This window comes from Campylobacter sp. TTU-622 (assembly GCF_016598965.1).
In the GTDB taxonomy this organism is placed as follows: domain Bacteria; phylum Campylobacterota; class Campylobacteria; order Campylobacterales; family Campylobacteraceae; genus Campylobacter_D.
Window position 1 is genome coordinate 1 of record NZ_JAENKR010000022.1, and the last position, 19,343, is coordinate 19,343.

General features: G+C 27.4%; 18 protein-coding genes, 1 other RNA gene and 1 pseudogene. 12 read left to right on the top strand and 8 right to left on the bottom strand.

Annotation, left to right across the window (positions count from 1 at the left end):
• Nucleotides 1–65: 65 nt before the first annotated feature.
• Nucleotides 66–1,820, top strand: coding sequence for a hypothetical protein (locus tag JG677_RS03610; RefSeq protein WP_200285216.1), 1,755 nt, complete (start codon nucleotides 66–68; stop codon nucleotides 1,818–1,820).
• A 149-nt stretch (nucleotides 1,821–1,969) separates the two neighbouring features.
• Here JG677_RS03610 and ssrA read toward each other — a convergent pair.
• Together ssrA and JG677_RS03620 are read right to left on the bottom strand one after the other, a co-directional pair.
• Nucleotides 1,970–2,329, bottom strand: a transfer-messenger RNA (tmRNA) gene (ssrA, locus tag JG677_RS03615).
• A 1-nt stretch (nucleotide 2,330) separates the two neighbouring features.
• A complete protein-coding gene (locus JG677_RS03620) occupies nucleotides 2,331–2,741 on the bottom strand; it encodes a histidine phosphotransferase (protein WP_200169332.1) in 411 nt (136 codons plus the stop codon).
• A gap of 210 nt (nucleotides 2,742–2,951) precedes the next feature.
• Between JG677_RS03620 and ruvB the strand changes: the two genes are divergently transcribed.
• Complete coding sequence (gene ruvB, locus JG677_RS03625) at nucleotides 2,952–3,959, top strand: Holliday junction branch migration DNA helicase RuvB (RefSeq protein ID WP_200169333.1); 1,008 nt, start codon at nucleotides 2,952–2,954, stop codon at nucleotides 3,957–3,959.
• 6 nt (nucleotides 3,960–3,965) lie between these two features.
• Nucleotides 3,966–5,009 (top strand): AI-2E family transporter, encoded by a 1,044-nt coding sequence (locus JG677_RS03630; protein ID WP_200285218.1) that lies wholly within the window; start codon nucleotides 3,966–3,968, stop codon nucleotides 5,007–5,009.
• Between the two features lie 43 nt (nucleotides 5,010–5,052).
• On the opposite strand, the gene murD is transcribed toward JG677_RS03630, so the two are convergent.
• Both murD and mraY read right to left on the bottom strand, forming a co-directional pair.
• On the bottom strand, nucleotides 5,053–6,255 hold the full coding sequence (murD, locus tag JG677_RS03635) for a UDP-N-acetylmuramoyl-L-alanine--D-glutamate ligase (RefSeq protein WP_200285220.1): 1,203 nt from the start codon (nucleotides 6,253–6,255) through the stop codon (nucleotides 5,053–5,055).
• Nucleotides 6,252–7,310 carry a phospho-N-acetylmuramoyl-pentapeptide-transferase gene (gene mraY, locus JG677_RS03640; protein WP_200169336.1) on the bottom strand — a complete coding sequence of 353 codons (1,059 nt, stop codon included), beginning with the start codon at nucleotides 7,308–7,310 and terminating at the stop codon, nucleotides 6,252–6,254. The genes murD and mraY overlap by 4 nt, the downstream gene beginning before the upstream one ends.
• A 79-nt stretch (nucleotides 7,311–7,389) precedes the next feature.
• On the opposite strand from mraY, the gene gpmI reads away from it, so the two are divergent.
• From gpmI to JG677_RS03680, 8 genes are all read left to right on the top strand, one after another.
• Nucleotides 7,390–8,868, top strand: a complete 1,479-nt coding sequence (gene gpmI / locus JG677_RS03645) for a 2,3-bisphosphoglycerate-independent phosphoglycerate mutase (protein ID WP_200169337.1) — start codon at nucleotides 7,390–7,392, stop codon at nucleotides 8,866–8,868.
• A 66-nt stretch (nucleotides 8,869–8,934) separates the two neighbouring features.
• Nucleotides 8,935–9,678, top strand: coding sequence for a 3-oxoacyl-ACP reductase FabG (gene fabG, locus JG677_RS03650; RefSeq protein ID WP_200285222.1), 744 nt, complete (start codon nucleotides 8,935–8,937; stop codon nucleotides 9,676–9,678).
• Nucleotides 9,678–10,925, top strand: coding sequence for a DUF2920 family protein (locus JG677_RS03655; protein ID WP_200285224.1), 1,248 nt, complete (start codon nucleotides 9,678–9,680; stop codon nucleotides 10,923–10,925). The genes fabG and JG677_RS03655 overlap by 1 nt, the downstream gene beginning before the upstream one ends.
• A gap of 62 nt (nucleotides 10,926–10,987) precedes the next feature.
• Nucleotides 10,988–11,221, top strand: coding sequence for an acyl carrier protein (gene acpP / locus JG677_RS03660; protein ID WP_131163651.1), 234 nt, complete (start codon nucleotides 10,988–10,990; stop codon nucleotides 11,219–11,221).
• 30 nt (nucleotides 11,222–11,251) lie between these two features.
• A complete protein-coding gene (locus tag JG677_RS03665) occupies nucleotides 11,252–12,469 on the top strand; it encodes a beta-ketoacyl-ACP synthase II (RefSeq protein ID WP_200217058.1) in 1,218 nt (405 codons plus the stop codon).
• A gap of 2 nt (nucleotides 12,470–12,471) precedes the next feature.
• Nucleotides 12,472–13,419 carry an acetyl-CoA carboxylase carboxyltransferase subunit alpha gene (locus JG677_RS03670; RefSeq protein ID WP_200169340.1) on the top strand — a complete coding sequence of 316 codons (948 nt, stop codon included), beginning with the start codon at nucleotides 12,472–12,474 and terminating at the stop codon, nucleotides 13,417–13,419.
• Between the two features lie 514 nt (nucleotides 13,420–13,933).
• Nucleotides 13,934–16,012 carry a TonB-dependent receptor domain-containing protein gene (locus JG677_RS03675; RefSeq protein WP_200285226.1) on the top strand — a complete coding sequence of 693 codons (2,079 nt, stop codon included), beginning with the start codon at nucleotides 13,934–13,936 and terminating at the stop codon, nucleotides 16,010–16,012.
• 81 nt (nucleotides 16,013–16,093) lie between these two features.
• A complete protein-coding gene (locus JG677_RS03680; protein WP_200169342.1) occupies nucleotides 16,094–16,690 on the top strand; it encodes an NUDIX hydrolase in 597 nt (198 codons plus the stop codon).
• A gap of 14 nt (nucleotides 16,691–16,704) precedes the next feature.
• Here JG677_RS03680 and JG677_RS09075 read toward each other — a convergent pair whose 3' ends face one another.
• The 4 genes and pseudogenes from JG677_RS09075 to rpmB form a co-directional block, all read right to left on the bottom strand.
• Complete coding sequence (locus JG677_RS09075; protein WP_373563784.1) at nucleotides 16,705–17,157, bottom strand: CZB domain-containing protein; 453 nt, start codon at nucleotides 17,155–17,157, stop codon at nucleotides 16,705–16,707.
• Nucleotides 17,140–17,406: pseudogene (locus JG677_RS09080) on the bottom strand (methyl-accepting chemotaxis protein); the annotation flags it as partial. The pseudogene JG677_RS09080 and the gene JG677_RS09075, both read right to left, overlap by 18 nt.
• A gap of 410 nt (nucleotides 17,407–17,816) precedes the next feature.
• Complete coding sequence (locus tag JG677_RS03690) at nucleotides 17,817–18,038, bottom strand: YdcH family protein (protein ID WP_200169344.1); 222 nt, start codon at nucleotides 18,036–18,038, stop codon at nucleotides 17,817–17,819.
• Between the two features lie 130 nt (nucleotides 18,039–18,168).
• Complete coding sequence (gene rpmB, locus JG677_RS03695; protein WP_200169345.1) at nucleotides 18,169–18,363, bottom strand: 50S ribosomal protein L28; 195 nt, start codon at nucleotides 18,361–18,363, stop codon at nucleotides 18,169–18,171.
• 167 nt (nucleotides 18,364–18,530) lie between these two features.
• On the opposite strand from rpmB, the gene rpe reads away from it, so the two are divergent.
• Nucleotides 18,531–19,178 (top strand): ribulose-phosphate 3-epimerase, encoded by a 648-nt coding sequence (rpe, locus tag JG677_RS03700; RefSeq protein ID WP_200217060.1) that lies wholly within the window; start codon nucleotides 18,531–18,533, stop codon nucleotides 19,176–19,178.
• Nucleotides 19,179–19,343: the final 165 nt, after the last annotated feature.

Consider the following 19,343-nt stretch of genomic DNA (forward strand, 5'->3'; position numbering starts at 1 on the left):
TAATTATCTTTTTATCAAATTTATATCATAATATAAGGTTAAATAAAATATTTTATAGGAAAACTATGTTTGATAAAATTTATTATTATTATTTTAATGCTAATTATGAAAAATGTTTAGAATTAAGTGAGAAATTTTTAAAAGAAAATTCAAAATTTGCTTTAGAATTTGCTATGCTCTCATCTTATAAACTTTCGCTTTTTAAAAAAGCTTTATACTATGCTCAAGAGCTTTTTTCTATCAATCCTACAAGTTTTAATGGTCTTATGCTTTCTAAAAGCTATATTGAAAATTTAAGATTTGATGAGGCGTTAAATCTATTGCAAAAACTTTTAGATCGTAAAGATGATTTGCAAAATGAAATTAATCTACAATTAGCTTTTCTTTATAAATTTATAAATAAATTTGACGAATCTGAAAGAATTTTTAAAGAACTTCTTTCAAAAGATTTGTATAATCTGGACCTATGGAAAGATTATGCAGAAATTTATTTTAAGAATGACTTTATCAAAGCATTAAATGCACACGAAGAATTATATAATTTTATGCAAAATTTAATAGATAAATTACAAAATGGAACCCTTATGGGACGCTATAGTCCTAATTTAAATAATCTTCAAGATAGACTCCATAGCAAAACCAAAGAAAATCTTACTATCTCTAAGATACAAGATTTTTTAACTCATCAAATTTTGCCACAAAAAGCATATTTGCTTTTTAAACTTTTTAGGGTGAGTGATTCTTTAAAACTTTTTCAATCCTTAGAAGAAGCAAATCAGCATCATGCACAATTTTGGCAAAATTATGCTAAAGTATTGGAATTTAGTGCTAATTATCAAGGAGCTTATAATGCGTATCAAAAGTGTTTAAGTTTAAATACTCACGCAACTTATCAATTTGATCTTGCATATCTTTTAATGCGTATGGGGGTGGATGATAATTTTGAAGAGGGTAAGAAATATTATGAGAGTAGATTATTTTATGCACATAATGAAACTTTTTCTACTTATCATTATAATGAAAGTATAAAAGCTTTTAATAAATTTGGTGTCAATGCTTTTAAAGATAAAGAAGTTTTAGTATTTTGCGAGCAAGGTTTTGGGGATACTATAATGTATGCAAGATGTTTAGAAAAGCTTTGTAAAATTGCATCAAAAGTTTTATTTGCTCCTCAAAGTGCAATGTATGAAATGTTTAAAAATCAAATAAAAATTTTAAATTCAAATGATGATATTTTTAATAATTTAAAAGTTTTAAAAAATTTACCTAAAAAATTTGATTATGCTATCCCTATTTGCTCTTTACCTTTTTTAATTGATATTAAATTAAGCGAAATTAAACAATTAAAAACACCAATATTAGCACAAAAAAAGCCACAAAATAAAAAGAAAAAATTAGGTATTTTTTATTTTACTCCTAATGCAGAGGGTTCTGATTTGTTAAGAAATTTCAAATTTGAATTATTATTTGATGTTTTAAAAGATTTAGATTATGAAATTGTTTCTTTTCAAATGCAATCAAACGAAAATTTACCTAAAAATATAGAGGATAGAACTAAAAAAATAAAAAATTGGAATGATACTTTAAATAATCTATCTGATATTGATTGTATGATCAGCATTGATAGTGCGATTGCTCACTTAACTTTGGCTATGGATATTCCAACGATAGTTCTTTTGCATCCTAGATTTGATTGGCGTTGGGGGAAATTTGAAGATCCTAAAAGTTTCTTTTGGCCAAAAGCAAGATGTTTTATTTTAAAAGATGAAGAAAAAATAAAAAGAAATTTACAAAAATTAATTAAAGATATTTTACATTAAAGCTTGTTTTTTATAAGCTTTAATTTTATATTTCTTTATAACTTAATAAATGTTATAAAATGTGATTTTATAAATTAAAAATAAGAATTTAATTTTTATGAAATTAAAAGTTGTAATTAATAGTGAAGATAAATATTTTTATTTAAGATTGGTGGAAGCGAGGGGAATCGAACCCCTGTCCAAAAATAATTCCACAAAGACCTCTACATACTTAGTAAAGATGAAGAATTCACCAAATCAAGCTCATCTTCCAAAACTTTAAGATTTGGCTAAGACTTTTATTTCATCTTTGATGCGTCAAATCAAAGACTACACTATCTTGTAATGACCAAATTTTAAACTAGATAGTATCGTTTAAAATTCGGGCTCAACTGAACTTACGCAGCTTTAGCGTAAGCAGGAGCAAATTTTACGTTGTTTGCGTTTAATTTTATTTAGGCTTTTAACGCTTTGCCCAAAGCGGTATGCCATCTTTGCAAACTTACTCCTGTCGAAGCCAAGTCGCTCCCATTATTTAGAAATGATATTTGGAACATTAACAATTAAAGGATTAAAAATAGCTAAAACAGAATCATCATTTTCATAAGATCTGCAATATTTTTCAAATTGATCACTCATTAAAAGCATCCAATCTGTAAATTCTTCACTTGCAGGTCCTTCAAAACGACTTGCTTGAACCATCATTTCTTCGCAAAATACACAAAAATCTGTAACTTCTTGAAGTTCTAAACGCCTTGCTGCCCAAGCAGTATTATGTGCTAAAGTTTCAAGTTCTTTTATGGCTTCTTTATATTTTTGTTTATCTGTGCCTAATTTTATAATTAATGGTTCAAAGCGATCGCACATGGTTCTAAAAAATTGCAAAAATTTCTCTATATCATCAATTTCATAATCTAATTCTAATTTTGTTAAAATTCCCATTTTTAAACCATTATTCTAAAAATTCACTTTAAATTTTATCGAATTTTAGCTAAAAACTAAATTTTAAAGTTAATAGATATTTTTAAATTTTTGGCAAAAAGTTTTAATTTATTTTTGATAAATTTCTTATAAAATATAAATAATCTTTTTATAAAAATTAAAACTATACTTTGTTAAAATTCTTCATTTAATTTTTCAAAGCAGTTTAAAATGGATAGAATAGTAGAAATAGAAAAATTTTCTTTAGATGAAACTTATGAAACCTCTCTAAGACCCTCAAATTTTGATGGATATATCGGTCAAGAAAAGATTAAAAAAAATCTTCATATTTTTATTAGTGCTGCTAAGAAGCGTAAAGAATGTTTAGATCATATTCTTTTTAGCGGACCTGCAGGACTTGGAAAAACAACTTTGGCTAATATCATTTCTTATGAAATGAATACAAATATCAAAACAACAGCAGCACCTATGATAGAAAAAAGTGGAGATTTGGCTGCTATTTTGACAAATCTTAGTGAAGGTGATATTCTTTTTATCGATGAAATTCATCGTTTAAGCCCTGCCATAGAAGAAGTGCTTTATCCAGCTATGGAAGATTATAGGCTTGATATTATTATAGGAAGTGGTCCTGCTGCACAAACAATAAAAATTGATTTGCCTAAATTTACTTTAATCGGTGCTACAACAAGAGCAGGAATGCTTAGCAATCCTTTAAGAGATCGTTTTGGAATGCAATTTCGTTTAGAATTTTATAAAAATGAAGAATTAGCTCTTATTTTGCAAAAAGCCGCAAATAAACTTGGCAAAAATTGCGATAAAAAAGCTGCACTCGAGATTGCTAAAAGATCACGTTCTACGCCAAGAATCGCTTTAAGGCTTTTAAAAAGGGTCAGAGATTTTGCTGATGTAAATGATGAAGAAAATATTAGTGAAGAAAGGGCTAAAGAGGCTTTAAATTCTTTAGGTGTTAATGAGCTTGGTTTTGATGCTATGGATTTAAGATATTTAGAACTTTTAACTTCTGCAAAGCAAAAACCTATAGGACTTGCTAGTATTGCTGCTGCATTAAGCGAAGATGAAAATACTATTGAAGATGTGATTGAACCTTATTTACTTGCTAATGGTTATATAGAAAGAACAGCCAAGGGAAGAATTGCAAGTGCAAAGAGTTTTAAAATTCTAAAACTAAATTATCAAAAAAATTTATTTGAGGATTAAAATTATATGAAAAATGGCAAAATATTTTTAATATGTTTTATCTTGGTTGTTTTAGTGCTTTTGCTTTATCTTTTTAAAAATTTTTTACTTGTTATAATAATTGCTATTTTAATGGCTGTAGCTACTTCTAATTTGCATTTAAAATTTTTAAATTTAGCTAAGGGTCATAAATTTTTAGCTACTTGTATGACTACTGCTTGTATTGTTATCCTTTTCTTTGCTCCTTTTGTTTATGCTATGATAGAATTTGTTAAAGTTTTGAAAAATTTTGATATAAATACTATTACTTATACCTTAGATTATATCAAGAATTATGAGTTTTCTCTTCCTGAATCTTTTAGTTTTTTAGAGCCAAAAATAAAAGAGTTTTTAAGTAATATTGATCTTAATACTTTTTCAAAGCAATTTTTAGCTTATGCTTCAATTTTTACCAAAAGTGGTGCTAAGTTTTTAATTGATATGGTGTTAATTTGTGTATTTTATTTTTTTGCAAATCTTTATGGAACAGAGCTCGTAATTTATATAAAATCTATTGTACCTATTGAAAAAAAAGAACTAGAAGATGTTTTAAGTGAAGTAAGTAATGTTATGGCGGTAGTACTTTATTCTATGGTTATTGTTGCTATTTTTCAAGGAGCATTGTTTGCCATTATTACTACTATTTTTGGTTATAATGGATTTTTAATGGGTGCTATTTTTTCGATAAGTTCTTTGATCCCAGCTATTGGAGGTGCTTTAATCTATGTACCTATTAGTCTTTATGAATTTGCTATGAACAATCAAAAAGCTGCCTTTTGGATTTTTGGATATTCTGTTTTAGTAATATCTTTTTTGGCGGATACTTTAATTAAACCTTTAATTATAAAATGGATCAATAAAAAGCTTGTTAAAACTCCTACTAACATCAATGAATTTTTAATCTTTTTAGCAATGATAGCTGGAATTTCTAGTTTTGGATTTTGGGGTATTATTTTAGGCCCAGCTATTTTAACTTTTTTTATTTCAACTATAAGACTTTATGTAATCTTAAAAGATAAAAATTTAATTTAAAAAAATAAATTAAAAAGTTTAAATTATTAATTTTTTAAACTTTTTAATTATTTAATTGTTTGATTTCTTTTTTAAATATTTCTCCACGTTCTTTATAAGAGCTAAATTGATCTAAACTTGCACAAGCAGGGCTTAATAAAGCAATTTCATCTTTTTTTAGTTTTTTAGAAATTTCTTTTATAGCTTCTTTTAGAAAATGACATTGATAAGCTTTTATATTATAATCTTGAGCGTAAGAATTAAGTTTTTGTATATTTGCTCCTATGATATATAGTGATATATCTAGTTTTTTCATAAAATTAAATAAGTTCTTAAATTCCATTCCTTTGTCATCACCACCTATAATAAGATAAATTTTTTTATCCTTATAACGTTTAAGAGCTTCTAAAGTAGCGCTTTCATTAGTTGCTTTTGTATCATTTATCCAAATTCTTCCTAGATGATCTTTTAATTCTTCTAATTTATTTTCTTCCATTTTAAAAGTAGATAAAAGTCTATAGTTAATGTCTTTAAGGATTATTTTTTCTATACTACAAGCTATAAGAGCATCGATTAAAAAAGGCTTTTTAAAATTAATTTTTTTTAAGTCAATATTCATTTTTTCTGCTAAATCTTCTTCGTTCTTGTAAGTGATTTTATCTGCTTTTGTAGGAATATCAGCATAAATTTGAGGAAGTACAACTTTATCACTTTTTTGCATTCTACTTAAAACGCTAAGCTTTGCTTCCTCATAGGCTTTAAAACTTCCGTGCCAAGAGATATGATCTGTGCTTATAGGTAAAAGAGCATAGATTTCAGGTTTTGCTATTTTTGTATAATGAAGAGTAAAAGATGAAGTTTCAAGTATCCATAATTTTGCATAAGGGTTTAAATCGGCTAGGGGTATTCCTATATTTGCACCCATAACAGCACCTACAGACTTTAAGAGATGTTGGGTTATTTGCGTTGTTGTTGTTTTTCCATTTGTTCCGCTTATCCAGATACTTCTTGGCATAATATCGTAAAAAAAATCATATTCACTGATTAAATTTCTAGCTTGTTTAACAAGGATATGATCTTTGGGAAAACCAGGGCTTGCAATTTCAAGAGAGCTTAAAGATGGATTAAAATAATTTATAGGCAATAAATTATTATTAAATTCATCTTTTAAAGGTTTTTTAAAATTATCATCATAAATATCAAAACCACCTAGTTTTTGGGCTATAGCTTTAGTAGTTTTTCCGTAGCCAAATAAAGATTTTTTCATCTTAATTTTATTGAAGCAAGAGCGATTAAGTTAGTAAGTAAAGCTATCATCCAAAAACGCACAATAATTTTATTTTCTACCCAGCCAACTTTTTCAAAATGATGATGAATAGGAGCCATTTTAAATACTCTTTTATGAAATATTTTAAAACTTCCAACCTGTAAGATAACAGATATAGTTTCAAGAACAAAAACAAACCCTACAAGTAAAAGTAAAATTTCATTCTTGCTAATAATTGCTAAAAATCCTATAAAAGCTCCTATGCTTAAGCTACCGCTATCTCCCATAAAAATTTGTGCTGGATAGCAGTTATACCATAAAAATCCCATTAAAGCCCCAATTAAAGCTGCACAAACAATTGAAACTTCTCCAAGTCCTTGAATTTTAGGTAAAAGTAGATACTCGCTATAATTAAGATTTCCACTTAAATAAATAAAAATTGCTAAAGTTGCAAGAGAAAATATGGAAGGAACCGTTGCCAATCCATCAAGCCCATCTGTTAAATTTACCGCATTAGAACTTGAAATTAGAACTAAAATCCAAAAAACTATAGCAAAAAGAGATAAATCAAAAAGAGGATGCTTGTAAAAAGGAATATATAAATCTGTATTAAATCCATAAAAATAAAGTGGTACACAACAAAGTAAAGATGCAATGATTTGAGCCATAAGTTTAGCTCTCGCGCTAAGACCACTATGATTATTTTGATAAAGAATTTTACCTAAATCATCAATAAAACCTATAAGAGAAAATAAAATAAGGCATAAAAGTGCTAAAATAGCAAAAAGATTATCAAATTTAATACATGCTAAACTAGCAATGACAGCACAAGATATAAAGATAATTCCGCCCATTGTTGGGGTTTTTGACTTTATTTGATGACTTTGTGGAGCGTGTTCATATATAGGCTGGTTAGCATTTTTTGTTTTTGCCCATCTTATAAATTTTGGAATAATAAATAAAGTAAGGCAAAGAGCAATGAAAAATGCAAATCCTGCACGCACACTAATATAAGTAAAAAAAGCATAATCACTAAAATAAGATAAATAATACAAATTTAAAGCCTTTTTTTGTTTTTAAAGTTTAATTTTAGTAAAATTAAGCAAAAAATAATCTTATAAAGAGTTTAGAAAAATGAAGCAAAAATGTATTTTAGTTATAACAGATGGCATAGGACACAATCAAGATCGCGAATTTAATGCTTTTTTTCATGCTAAAAAGCCAAATTATGAAAAACTTTTTAAAGAGGTACCTCATACTCTTATTAAAACAAGTGGTTTAGCAGTAGGTTTGCCAGAAGGCCAAATGGGTAATAGCGAAGTAGGGCATATGTGTATAGGAAGTGGGCGCATTATTTATCAAAATTTAGTAAGAATCAATAAAGCCATAGAAGATAATACTTTAAAAGATAACTCTAATCTTCAAAATCTTTTAAAAAAATGTAAAAAAATTCATATTATAGGTTTATATAGTGATGGAGGAGTGCATTCAAGTCATACGCATTTTAAAGCTTTACTTAAAATTTGCAAAGAGGCAGGGAATGAAGTTTGTGCTCATATAATAAGCGATGGTAGAGATACAAATCCTAAAAGTGGTCTAAATTTTATTAAAGATATAACAAATTTTTGTCAAGAAAAAGATATACAATTTGCAAGCTTATGTGGAAGATTTTATGCTATGGATAGGGATAAAAGATGGGAAAGAACGCAAAAGTATTATGATTGTTTATTAGCTAAAGTATTAAAAAATAATGATTTTGTTGATTATATTAAAAATTCTTATGAAAAAAATATTACTGATGAGTTTTTAGAACCTACGATTGATCCTAAATTTAATGGAATTGATGAAGAAGATGGGCTTATTTTTATTAATTTTAGAAATGATAGAATGAAACAGATTATTGAAGTTTTAAATGATGAAAATTTTAAAGAATTTAAACGTGAAAAAATTTTTAAAAATTTACTTACAATGACTATTTATGATGATAAGTATAATATTCCAGTATTATTTAAAAAAGAAAAGATTGATAATACTTTAGCCGAAATTATTTCTTTAGCTGGTTTGAGACAACTTCATACTGCAGAAACTGAAAAATACGCTCATGTAACTTTCTTTTTTAATGGAGGTAAAGAAGAGCTACTTGAAAATGAAACGAGGGTTTTAATTCCAAGTCCTAAAGTAAAAACTTATGATTTAATGCCTCAAATGAGTGCCTATGAGGTGCTTGAAGTGGTATTAAAAGGTATAAAAAATCAAGAGGATTTTATAGTTGTTAATTTTGCTAATGGTGATATGGTAGGACATACTGGAGATTTTGAAGCAGCTGTTAAGGCAGTAGAAGCTGTAGATGATTGTTTGGGAGAAATTATAAAAAAAGCTAGAGAGCATGATTATGCTTTTGTTATTACAAGCGATCATGGTAATTGTGAAGCTATGCAAAATAATAAAGGAGAATTACTTACCAATCATACAACTTTTGATGTTTTTGCTTTTATTGAGGCAAAAAATGTTACAAAACTTAAAGAAAATAAAGGACTTAGCAATATAGCTGCAAGTATTTTAAAGATTATGGGGCTTAGTATTCCAGAAGAAATGAATGAAGCTTTATTTTAATTATAGGTATAAATTAATTTAATTATAAAAAAGCATTGTATAATTTTAAAATTAAAAGGAGTAAAAATGAAATTTAGTGGAAAAAATGTTTTAATTACAGGATCAAGTAAAGGTATAGGATCTTATATTGCAAGAGTTTTGGCAGAATTTAATCTTAAGGTTTGGATTAATTATAGAGGAGATCATAAACTTGCAGATGTTTTAAAAGAGGAAATTGAATCAAAAGGTGGTAAAGCAGCTGTAATTAAATTTGATGCAAGCAAGGAAGATGAATTTGAAGCTGCTATTAAGACCATTGTAGAAAGCGATGGAGAGCTTAGTTATTTAGTAAATAATGCAGGAATTACAAATGATAAACTAGCTTTAAGAATGAAATTAGAAGACTTTACTGAAGTGATTAATGCAAATTTAAATTCAGCATTTTTAGGCTGTAAAGAAGCATTAAAAATAATGAGTAAAAAACGTTTTGGAGCCGTTGTAAATATAGCTTCTATAGTAGGTGAAATGGGCAATATTGGACAAGTAAATTATTCTGCTAGTAAAGGTGGAATGATTGCTATGACTAAATCTTTTGCAAAAGAAGGAGCAAGTCGTAATATTCGTTTTAATGTTGTAACGCCTGGATTTATCAAAAGTGATATGACAGAGGTTTTAAGCGAAGAGATTAAAAAATCTTATGAAGATAATATACCTTTAAAACGTTTTGCTGAGCCTTACGAGGTTGCTTATTGTGTGGCATTTTTACTTAGTGATTATGCTTCTTATGTTACAGGAGATTCTCTTAAAATTAACGGCGGGCTTTATATGTAATGATAAATCAAAAAACTTATGAAATCACTTCTTGTGATGATGTTGAGCTTAATATAAAAAGGGAATCAAAGCTTGAATTTAAGCTTTGGTTTGATGATATCAAAGAAGTAAGGGCCTTAGTTTTTATTAATCAAGGCCTTGGGACTGATTGTAATGATCCTTATTTAGATTTTATTGCTAGAGATTTGATTAAAAATTTAGATATTGCCATTGTGGGGGTTAATTATCATTGTATAGGAAATCGTCCTCAAACAGGTTCTAGTTTTTATTTAGATGATATTGATAAGCTTATTTTAAATGAAAGTTGTAAAGCTATTAATTTGCCACTTCCTTTAAGAGTTCAAGAAATTGATACTTATGAAAAAATGAGCGAAGTATTTCATTTTATCAATCAAAGTTTATCTAAAAGAAAAATTGAAGGAAAATTAAATCCTAGCTATTTTTTAAATCTTCATGTAAGCTTACAACCTAGTAAAAATGAATATCAGAATTTTGGTATTATGCAAGCACAAGATTTAATCAATGCTTTGCTTTTTATCAAAACAAATCCTCCATTTAAAATTTCTGGGGGGGGGGATTTGCCTGTTATAATGACAGGAACTTCTCACGGAGGATATTTATCACACCTTGCAGCTAAAATTGCTCCTTGGCTTATAGATGGAGTCATTGATAATTCTAGCGGAGCTAAATTTCCTTGGAGGGTTGTTGGTTTTGGCAAAGAGATTGATTTTATGCAATATGCCGAATTTTCGACTTTTGATTTTTTTCATCATATTAATACCCATTGTTCTACAAAAACATTTTGGACTAGTAATAAAGAATCAAAAAACTTTTTTTCTCCAGCAAGAAGAAAAATAAGAAACATTTTAGAAAAAGATCATTTAGTAATACAGGGTGAATATCCTCATACAAAATATATTAGTTATTTTTCTGTAAAAGATGAATACCTTTCTTTGGAAGAAAAAAGAATTTTATATAAAGAATTTAAAGATTTAAATTTTGATACTCAACTTTATGAAATTGATCAAAAAGATATAGATCATAAATTCATAAAAAATTTAACTCACGGAATGGGAATACCTACAAAACTTTTAATAAAAAAAGAACTTCCGCCTCTATTGGAAAAAATTTTTTTAGAAAATAAGAAAGATTTTAAAGATAAAAGTATTTCTTATCCGAGTGAAGATTTAATTTATACTTTTAGTGAAAATGATAATAAAATAAGTTTAAGAATTATGAAAAAGTAATATTGTATTTTTAAGCTTTTTAGGATAAAATACGCTTTATTTTAAATTCAAGGAGATAAATAATGGCAACTTTTGATGATGTAAAATCAGTTGTAGTAGAACAATTAAGTATTGATGCAGATGCAGTAAAAATGGATTCTAAGATAATTGAAGATTTAGGTGCAGATTCCTTAGATGTTGTTGAACTTATTATGGCTTTAGAAGAAAAATTTGGTATAGAAATCCCTGATAGTGATGCTGAAAAGCTTATTAAAATCGAGGATGTTGTAAATTATATCGATAATCTTAAGAAATAATTTTAAATTCTTACAATAAGGAAGTTATTCTTGAAAAGGGTTGTGGTTACAGGTATTGGAATGATCAATGCTCTTGGTCTAAATAAAAATGACTCTTTTGGGGCAATTTGTGAAGGTAAAAGTGGTGTTGGAAATATTACTCTTTTTGATAGTAGTAATTTTCCTGTAAAAATAGCTGCTGAAGTAAAAAATTTTGATCCACTAGAAGTTGTTGATGCTAAAGAAGTAAAGAAAATTGATCGTTTTATACAACTTGGAATAAAAGCTGCAAAAGAGGCAATGCAAGATGCTAATTTTAATGAAAAATTCCAAGAGGAGGAATTTGGCGTTGTTTCAGCAGCTGGAATAGGTGGTTTGCCTAATATAGAGAAAAATTCAATTATTTGTTTTGAAAAGGGCGCGCGTAAAATTTCTCCATTTTTTATCCCATCAGCACTTGTTAATATGTTAGGTGGTTTAATTTCTATAGAGTATTCTTTAAAAGGACCAAATATTTCTTGCGTAACAGCTTGTGCAGCAGGAACTCACGCTATAGCTGAAGCTTATAAAAGTATAGTTTTAGGAACGGCTAATAAAATGCTTGTTGTAGGTGCAGAGGCAGCTATTTGCCCTGTAGGAATAGGTGGTTTTGCTTCAATGAAAGCTTTATCAACAAGAAATGATGATCCATTAAGAGCTTCAAGACCTTTTGATAAAGAAAGAGATGGTTTTGTTATGGGAGAAGGAGCTGGAGCTTTAGTTTTTGAAGACTATGAAGAGGCTAAAAAAAGAGGTGCTCATATATATGCTGAACTTATAGGATTTGGAGAAAGTGCTGATGCGCATCATATTACTTCACCTACATTAGATGGTCCATTAAGAGCTATGCAAAAAGCTTTAAAAATGGCTGGTGATATTAAAATTGATTATATTAATGCACATGGGACTTCAACTCCAGTTAATGATAAAAATGAAACAGCAGCTATTAAAGCGCTTTTTGGAAATGATATTCCTTTAATAAGCTCTACTAAAGGTCAAACAGGACATTGCTTAGGAGCTGCTGGAGCTATTGAAGCTGTTATTAGTATTATGGCTTTAGAACAAAATATTATTCCACCAACTATTAATCAAATTGTTAAAGATGAAGAATGCGATCTTGATTATGTGCCTAATAAAGCTAGAAAGACAGATTTAAAGGTTGCTATGAGTAATTCATTTGGTTTTGGTGGCACGAATGGTTGTGTAATTTTTAAAAAAGTAGATAATTAATAATGGCTTCATATTTAGATTTTGAAAAAAATATTGAACAAATTGATCAAGACATTATTAATGCAAAAAATAAAGGTGATTTTGAAGCTGTTGCTATTTTGCAAAAAAATCTTGAAAAAGAGATACAAAAAACTTATAAAAATTTAAGCGATTTTGGACGTTTGCAACTTGCTAGACATCCAGATCGCCCTTATGCTTTAGATTATATTCATCTTATTTTAAATGATGCTCATGAGATTCATGGTGATAGGTCTTTTAAAGATGATCCTTCTATTGTTTGTTTTATGGGTTACTTGGGACAAAAAAGACTCATTGTTATTGGAGAGCAAAAAGGAAGAGGGACTAAGGATAAAATTTTAAGAAATTTTGGTATGCCTCATCCTGAAGGATATCGTAAGGCTTTAAGGGTTGCAAAGCTTGCTGAAAAATTTGAAATTCCTATACTTTTTTTAATTGACACTCCAGGAGCTTATCCAGGAATTGAAGCTGAAGAAAGAGGTCAAAGTGAAGCTATAGCACGTAATTTATATGAATTAAGCGATCTTAAGACTATTACTATTGCTATTGTTATTGGAGAAGGTGGCAGTGGGGGAGCTTTAGCTATAGGAGTTGCAGATAAACTTGCTATGATGAAAAATTCAGTTTTTTCTGTTATTTCTCCAGAAGGGTGTGCGGCAATACTTTGGAATGATCCTTTGAAAAATGAAGTAGCGGCTAAGGCTATGAAAATAACAGCAGATGATCTTAAATCTCAATCTTTAATAGATGATGTTATAGAAGAACCAATAAATGGAGCACATCGTAATAAAGAAGCAGCGGCTGTTGCTATAGCAAATTATGTTAAAAAGTCTTTAGAAGAACTTGAAAAAATTGATAAAAGAGAACTTGCTTCTAATCGTATGCAAAAAATTCTTAAACGTGGTTCTTATACTGAATGTTCTAAAATATAGAATTAAATTATTTTATATTGCCAATATATAAAATAATTTATACTTGTTTTTAATCTATTTTTAAAAATAAAAATTTCTATACAGCAAATTTTCATTAACGCCCATTTGTAGAATTTGAAGAAATAAGTTTTTTTACTTTTCTCTTTGTAATGTGGGAATCAAGTTAGTTTGCTAAGCTAAGTAAACTATGGACTTCACACTTTATATTGTTAAATCTAATAGGTATTGCTATCATAACATCAAAAAGAAGTTATTTAGTTTGAAAAAATAAATTTCTTAAAAATAATTTTATTAAAATGAGTAGTTTTTCTCGCTGCTGAGAAATCAAAAATCTCTATTATTTTACCAATTATAAAAATAACTTCATAAATCTATTTTTATCTAATTTTATTTGAATTTTTATTTTATTTATTAAATAAATTAAATATTTATTTATTATTAAAATAATTTTAAGTTAGTTCTCCTATAATTCAAAATTGATATTTAATATCAATTTTATTTTAAAGGAAATATTTTGAACAGGAAATTAAAATATCAAAAATTTACAAAAAAGAAATTATTATATTTTTCTTTATTTTTAAATTCTTTTGTATTTGCACAAGAAGGATATAGACTTGATGAAGCTGTTATAAGCGCAAGTGGATTTGAACAGAGTATAGTAGATGCACCTGCATCTATATCTGTAATTACAAAAGAAGAATTAAATCAAAAACCTGTCAAAGATATAGGTGAAGCCATTGCTGATATTCCAGGTGTTGATGTAACTATGAATAAAACAGGAACTTATGATTTTAGTATACGTGGTTTTGGTTCCACATATACCCTTGTACTAATTGATGGAAAAAGGCAAAGTGTTGCAAATGGTTTTCATGATAATGGTTTTGGAGGGAGTGAATCAGGATATTTGCCCCCTTTATCAATGATTGAGCGCATAGAAGTTATAAGAGGTCCTGCATCAACGCTTTATGGAAGTGATGCTGTTGGAGGTGTTATAAATATTATCACTAAAAAAAATCCTGATAAAACAGAAGCATCTATTGAATTTAATACGCTTTTACAAAATCATCCTAAAAAATACGGCAACGCAGGAGGATTAAATCTTTATGTAGCAACGCCAATTATTGATAATAAATTTTCAGTTTCTGCTAGATTAAAGTATTATGATAAGAAGGATTCTGATTTAAAATGGCCTACTCCAGTATATCAAGGATCATCTGAAAAACCATCTAACTATCAAATTGCTAGTCATTCTCCAGGAGCTTTTTCTACCTTAGGTTTTGGAACTAGATTTAATTTAAACATTAATGATAATAATGATGTATATTTAGATTTAGAGCGTTATATTAATGAAATAGGTGTAAATTCAACAAGTGGTAGAGCAATAAAAAGTGAAAGAAGATTGTTTAAAGATAATATAGTTTTAAATCATGATGGAACATATGATTCGTTTTCAACTAATTCTTATTTTCAATATGGAAGTACTAAAGATATAGATTTGCATAGTCAAATTTTTGTAGGAGAAAGTAAAGCGGTTGCACCATTTAATTTTGACAAATATGGGAATTTTGTTACAAGTTTTGGGGCAAGATTAGATTATGAAATGCTTAAAAATGATTCTTCATCTGCTGGAAGTGAAATTAAGGGAAAAAATTTAGATCAAACATTGGCTGCTTTATATGCAGAAAATGAATATTTTATTACTAATAATCTTATATTTACAACAGGATTAAGATATATTTATAGTGATTTATTTGATTCGCAATTTACCCCAAGAATTTATTTAGTTTATAACTTAAATGACAATACAACTTTAAAAGGTGGAGTGGCAAAAGGTTATAAAACTCCTGCAGCAAAACAACTTACAAATGGATATTATAATTATAGCAATGGAACTGCTTCTTTTGGAAATCCTAATTTAAAACCAGAAGAAAGCATAAACTATGAATTAGGTATAGATTTTAGAGTTTTTAATTTTGCGCATTATTCTATAACTGCTTTTATAACAGACTTTGAAAATCAAATTTCTAATGAATATTTAGATGGAATTTTAGATGGTATAGATTGTAGCAACGGCACATGTATAAGACCTATAAATTTAGGAAAAACTAGAACAAAAGGTATAGAATTTGCTTTTAATACCAAATCTTATAATGGCTTTAGTGTTAATTCTACTTATACTTTTATGGATAATCGTTATAAAGATGGTAAAAAAAATATTTATGGCGGTGATAGGATAGAGAATTTACCAAGACATATAGCTATGATAAAATTAAATTATAAAAAAGATAAATTTAATACTTATATAAAAACTAGAGCAAGACTTGATACTATTAGCAAACCAAAAGGAGGAAATACTACGCCTTTACCTTGGAAAAAATACAAACCTTTTTATATAGTTGATATTGGATTAAATTATAAAGTTAATAAAAATAGTACCCTTAATTTTTCTATACAAAATCTCTTTGATAAAAACTTTTTTGATCCAGGTATTACAAGTTATACAACAAGTGGATTGCCAGGAGGATATGCAAATCGATATCAAGATTACACCGAAGGTAGGAGTTTTTGGGTAAGCTATAAATATGATTTTTAAATTTATAAAAAATTAAATAATTTGAATTTATAATGATTTATTATAAATTCATAGCTTAATAAAAGTTTTTAAAGGAATATTATGAATTTAAAAACACTTAAAGAAGAAAAATTTATTTCTTCACCTTATATAAAACCTAAAAGATACACTTATGAACATAAAGGCAAAAAGTATTCTTGGGATTTTATTTGTGCTAAGGATAGCGTGTCTATTTTATTGTATCATATAGATTTGCAAAGTTTTATTTTTGTTAAACAATTTAGAATTCCGCTTTGGTATTATCAAATGAATTCAAAAGAATATAAAGAAAATAAAAATTTAGGATATACCATAGAACTTTGCTCTGGATTAGTTGATAAAGATTTAAGCTTAGAAGATATCGCTAAAGAAGAATGTATAGAAGAGCTTGGTTTTTGCCCTAAAAAATTAGAAAAGATTAATGAGTTTTATTCAGGCTTTGGATCTGGGGTTAGTAAGCAAAATCTTTATTTTGCAGAAGTGAGTCAAAAAGATAAATTAGGTCAAGGTGGAGGCATAGATGCAGAGGAGATTGAAGCTGTTTATGTAAAAGTTTTAGATTTTGATGATTTTTTGAAAGATACCATTCGTAATTCTTTGCTTGATTATTCTTATTTTTGGTTTATGAAGAAAAAAGCTAAAATATATAATTTAGCTTAAAAATTTAAGCTAAATTAATTTTTTTGATAAGATAAGCTTGTTTCTTTGAGCATTTCTTCGAAAATATCGAAAAGTTCTAAAGAAGCATTTTCTGCATTTTGACATTTTTCTGTAATTCTATTTTGTACTATCTGTGCTGATGAGTCTTCAGAGTGAGCTATATTGATTGCAGAATTCATATTTTCATGAACTTTTTGATGAGGTTCATTAATTTTTGAGAATATTTTACTATGACCAAATCTTTCTTTTCCTGTACTTGCTAACCATTTTCCTAAGCGACATGAGGTGTGATCTGCAAGTTGATTTCCTGTTTTTTCAAAAATTTCTTTATAACCATTAAGTTTAAAAGCAACATGATCTAGTTTGGCTAAAGAAATAAAAGCTTCAGAAGTTATGTCTTTTGCATTAGCATTTGTTAAATTAGATTCTTGAATTAATTCGCTAAATTTACTTGAAAAATTTTGTATATAAGAATTAGAATCAGTGGAAACTTTTTCTACTTGTTCACTTTGTGAATACATTTCATTTGCATTTTGTTTTAATAAATTTATATTCATTTCAACTTCAGCAGTAGCTTTTTGTGTTTTTTCGGCAAGTTTTCTAACTTCATCTGCCACAACAGCAAAACCACGTCCATATTCTCCAGCACGTGCAGCTTCTATTGCTGCATTTAATGCCAAAAGGTTTGTTTGATCTGAAACATCTTTAATTAAATTGATAACATTAGTAATTTCATCAACACTTCTATGAAGAGTTCCAGCAGTATTGCGAGATTTATTTGCTGATTCTATAATTTCTTCTAAAGAAGAGGTTATAGAATGAGTAATATGATCAAGTTCATCCATTTTGCTAAGTGAGTTTTGAGAATATTGTGAAATAATTTCAGCTTTATTAACATTATCTAGCATATTATTTTGAACAATACTAATATTTTTAAGAACTCCTTCTAATAAAATTTTCAAAAGATCTGTTTTAAGTTTTGATTCTAAACTTTCTTGTTCAAGAGAGCTAACTTTTGTCTTAAGATTTAAATTCTCATTTTCTAGATGTTTTATTTTTTCTTTATAGATTTTAACTTCTTCTTCAAGAAATTTGAGATCATTTTGATTATTTTTTGAACTAAACATTATAACTCCTTTTGGTAATTTGAAAGATATTCGTTGAGCTGATCTTTAAGTATTAATTTCTCTTTTTTAAGTTTTGAAATTTCCATATCATTTAAAAAAATAGTTCCATTCTCAGCATTTTTAATTTTTTCATCTAATTGATTGTGTTGATCGAAAAGTTTATCAAAGTGAGCATCTTTACCTTTTAATGATGATATCAAGTCCCTGAATTCATGTAGCATGGTTTTCCTTTATTTTTCTAAAATAAGCTTAATTAATATTATATCTTATAAAAAGGAGACTTAGACTTAAAAAAATATAAAATTTATTTATAATAAAAATGAAGATATTAAGGAATTTGTTTCCTTAATATTATTTAGAGTTTTGTTTTTTAAGAGTTCTTAAAGTAGAAGCTGCAATTCTTATTCTTTTTGTTGTACCATCTTCTAGAGTTATACGAACTGTTCTAAGATTTGGTAAAAATCTTCTTTTTGTTTTATTATTAGCGTGACTAACATTATTACCGACCATAGGTCTTTTACCCGTAACTTGACAAATTCTTGACATTAGTTTTTCCTTAAGCTTGAGATTTATTTTAGCTGTATTTTTCTAGTAAAAATGAAATTGTATCTAAATAAACTTAAAAATTCAAATTATTTATATTTTTTTAATTTATAAAAGATAAAATTTTTCTAAATTAAATTATTTATATTAATGTAAAAATGAGGTTAGAAATGTATGTAGCCCCTAGTATATTATCTGCTAACTTTTTAAAACTTGAAGAAGAGATTAAGGCAATAGAAAAAGCAGGAGCTGATCTTTTGCATATTGATGTAATGGATGGACATTTTGTTCCAAATTTAACATTCGGCCCTTGTGTAATAGAAAGGATTTCAAGTATTACGAAAATTCCTTTAGATATCCATTTAATGGTAAATGATGTAAGTAAATTTGTAAATCTTTTTATCCCTTTAAAGCCTAAATTTCTTACTTTTCACCTTGAAGCAGAAAATCATCCTATAAGACTTTGTGAATATATAAGATCTCAAGGAATTCATCCTGGTATTGTTTTAAATCCACATACACCAGTAGATTCTATCAAACACATATTAGAATTTGTTGATATAGTACTTTTAATGAGTGTTAATCCAGGATTTGGAGGACAACAATTTTTGCCATTAATATATGAAAAAATTAAAGAATTAAGAGAAATGATTGATAAAAAAAATGCAAAAGTTTTTATAGAGGTAGATGGAGGTATAAATGGTTTAAATGCTAGTGATTTAGAAGCTTGTGGGGCTGATATATTGGTTGCAGGAAATCATATTTTTTCTTCTAATGATTATGCAAGTGCTATTAAATCATTAAAGCTTGAATTTTGAATTTACAACAAATCGATTTAATTATTAATAAACTTATTAAACAAAGTAAATCTTATGAGTGGGTTATTAATGAATTTTCTATGATTGATGAGTTAAAGCATTTAAATTTAGATTTAAAACTTTTAGAGTTTATGGGTATTTCATTTAACCTAAATAAAGATAATA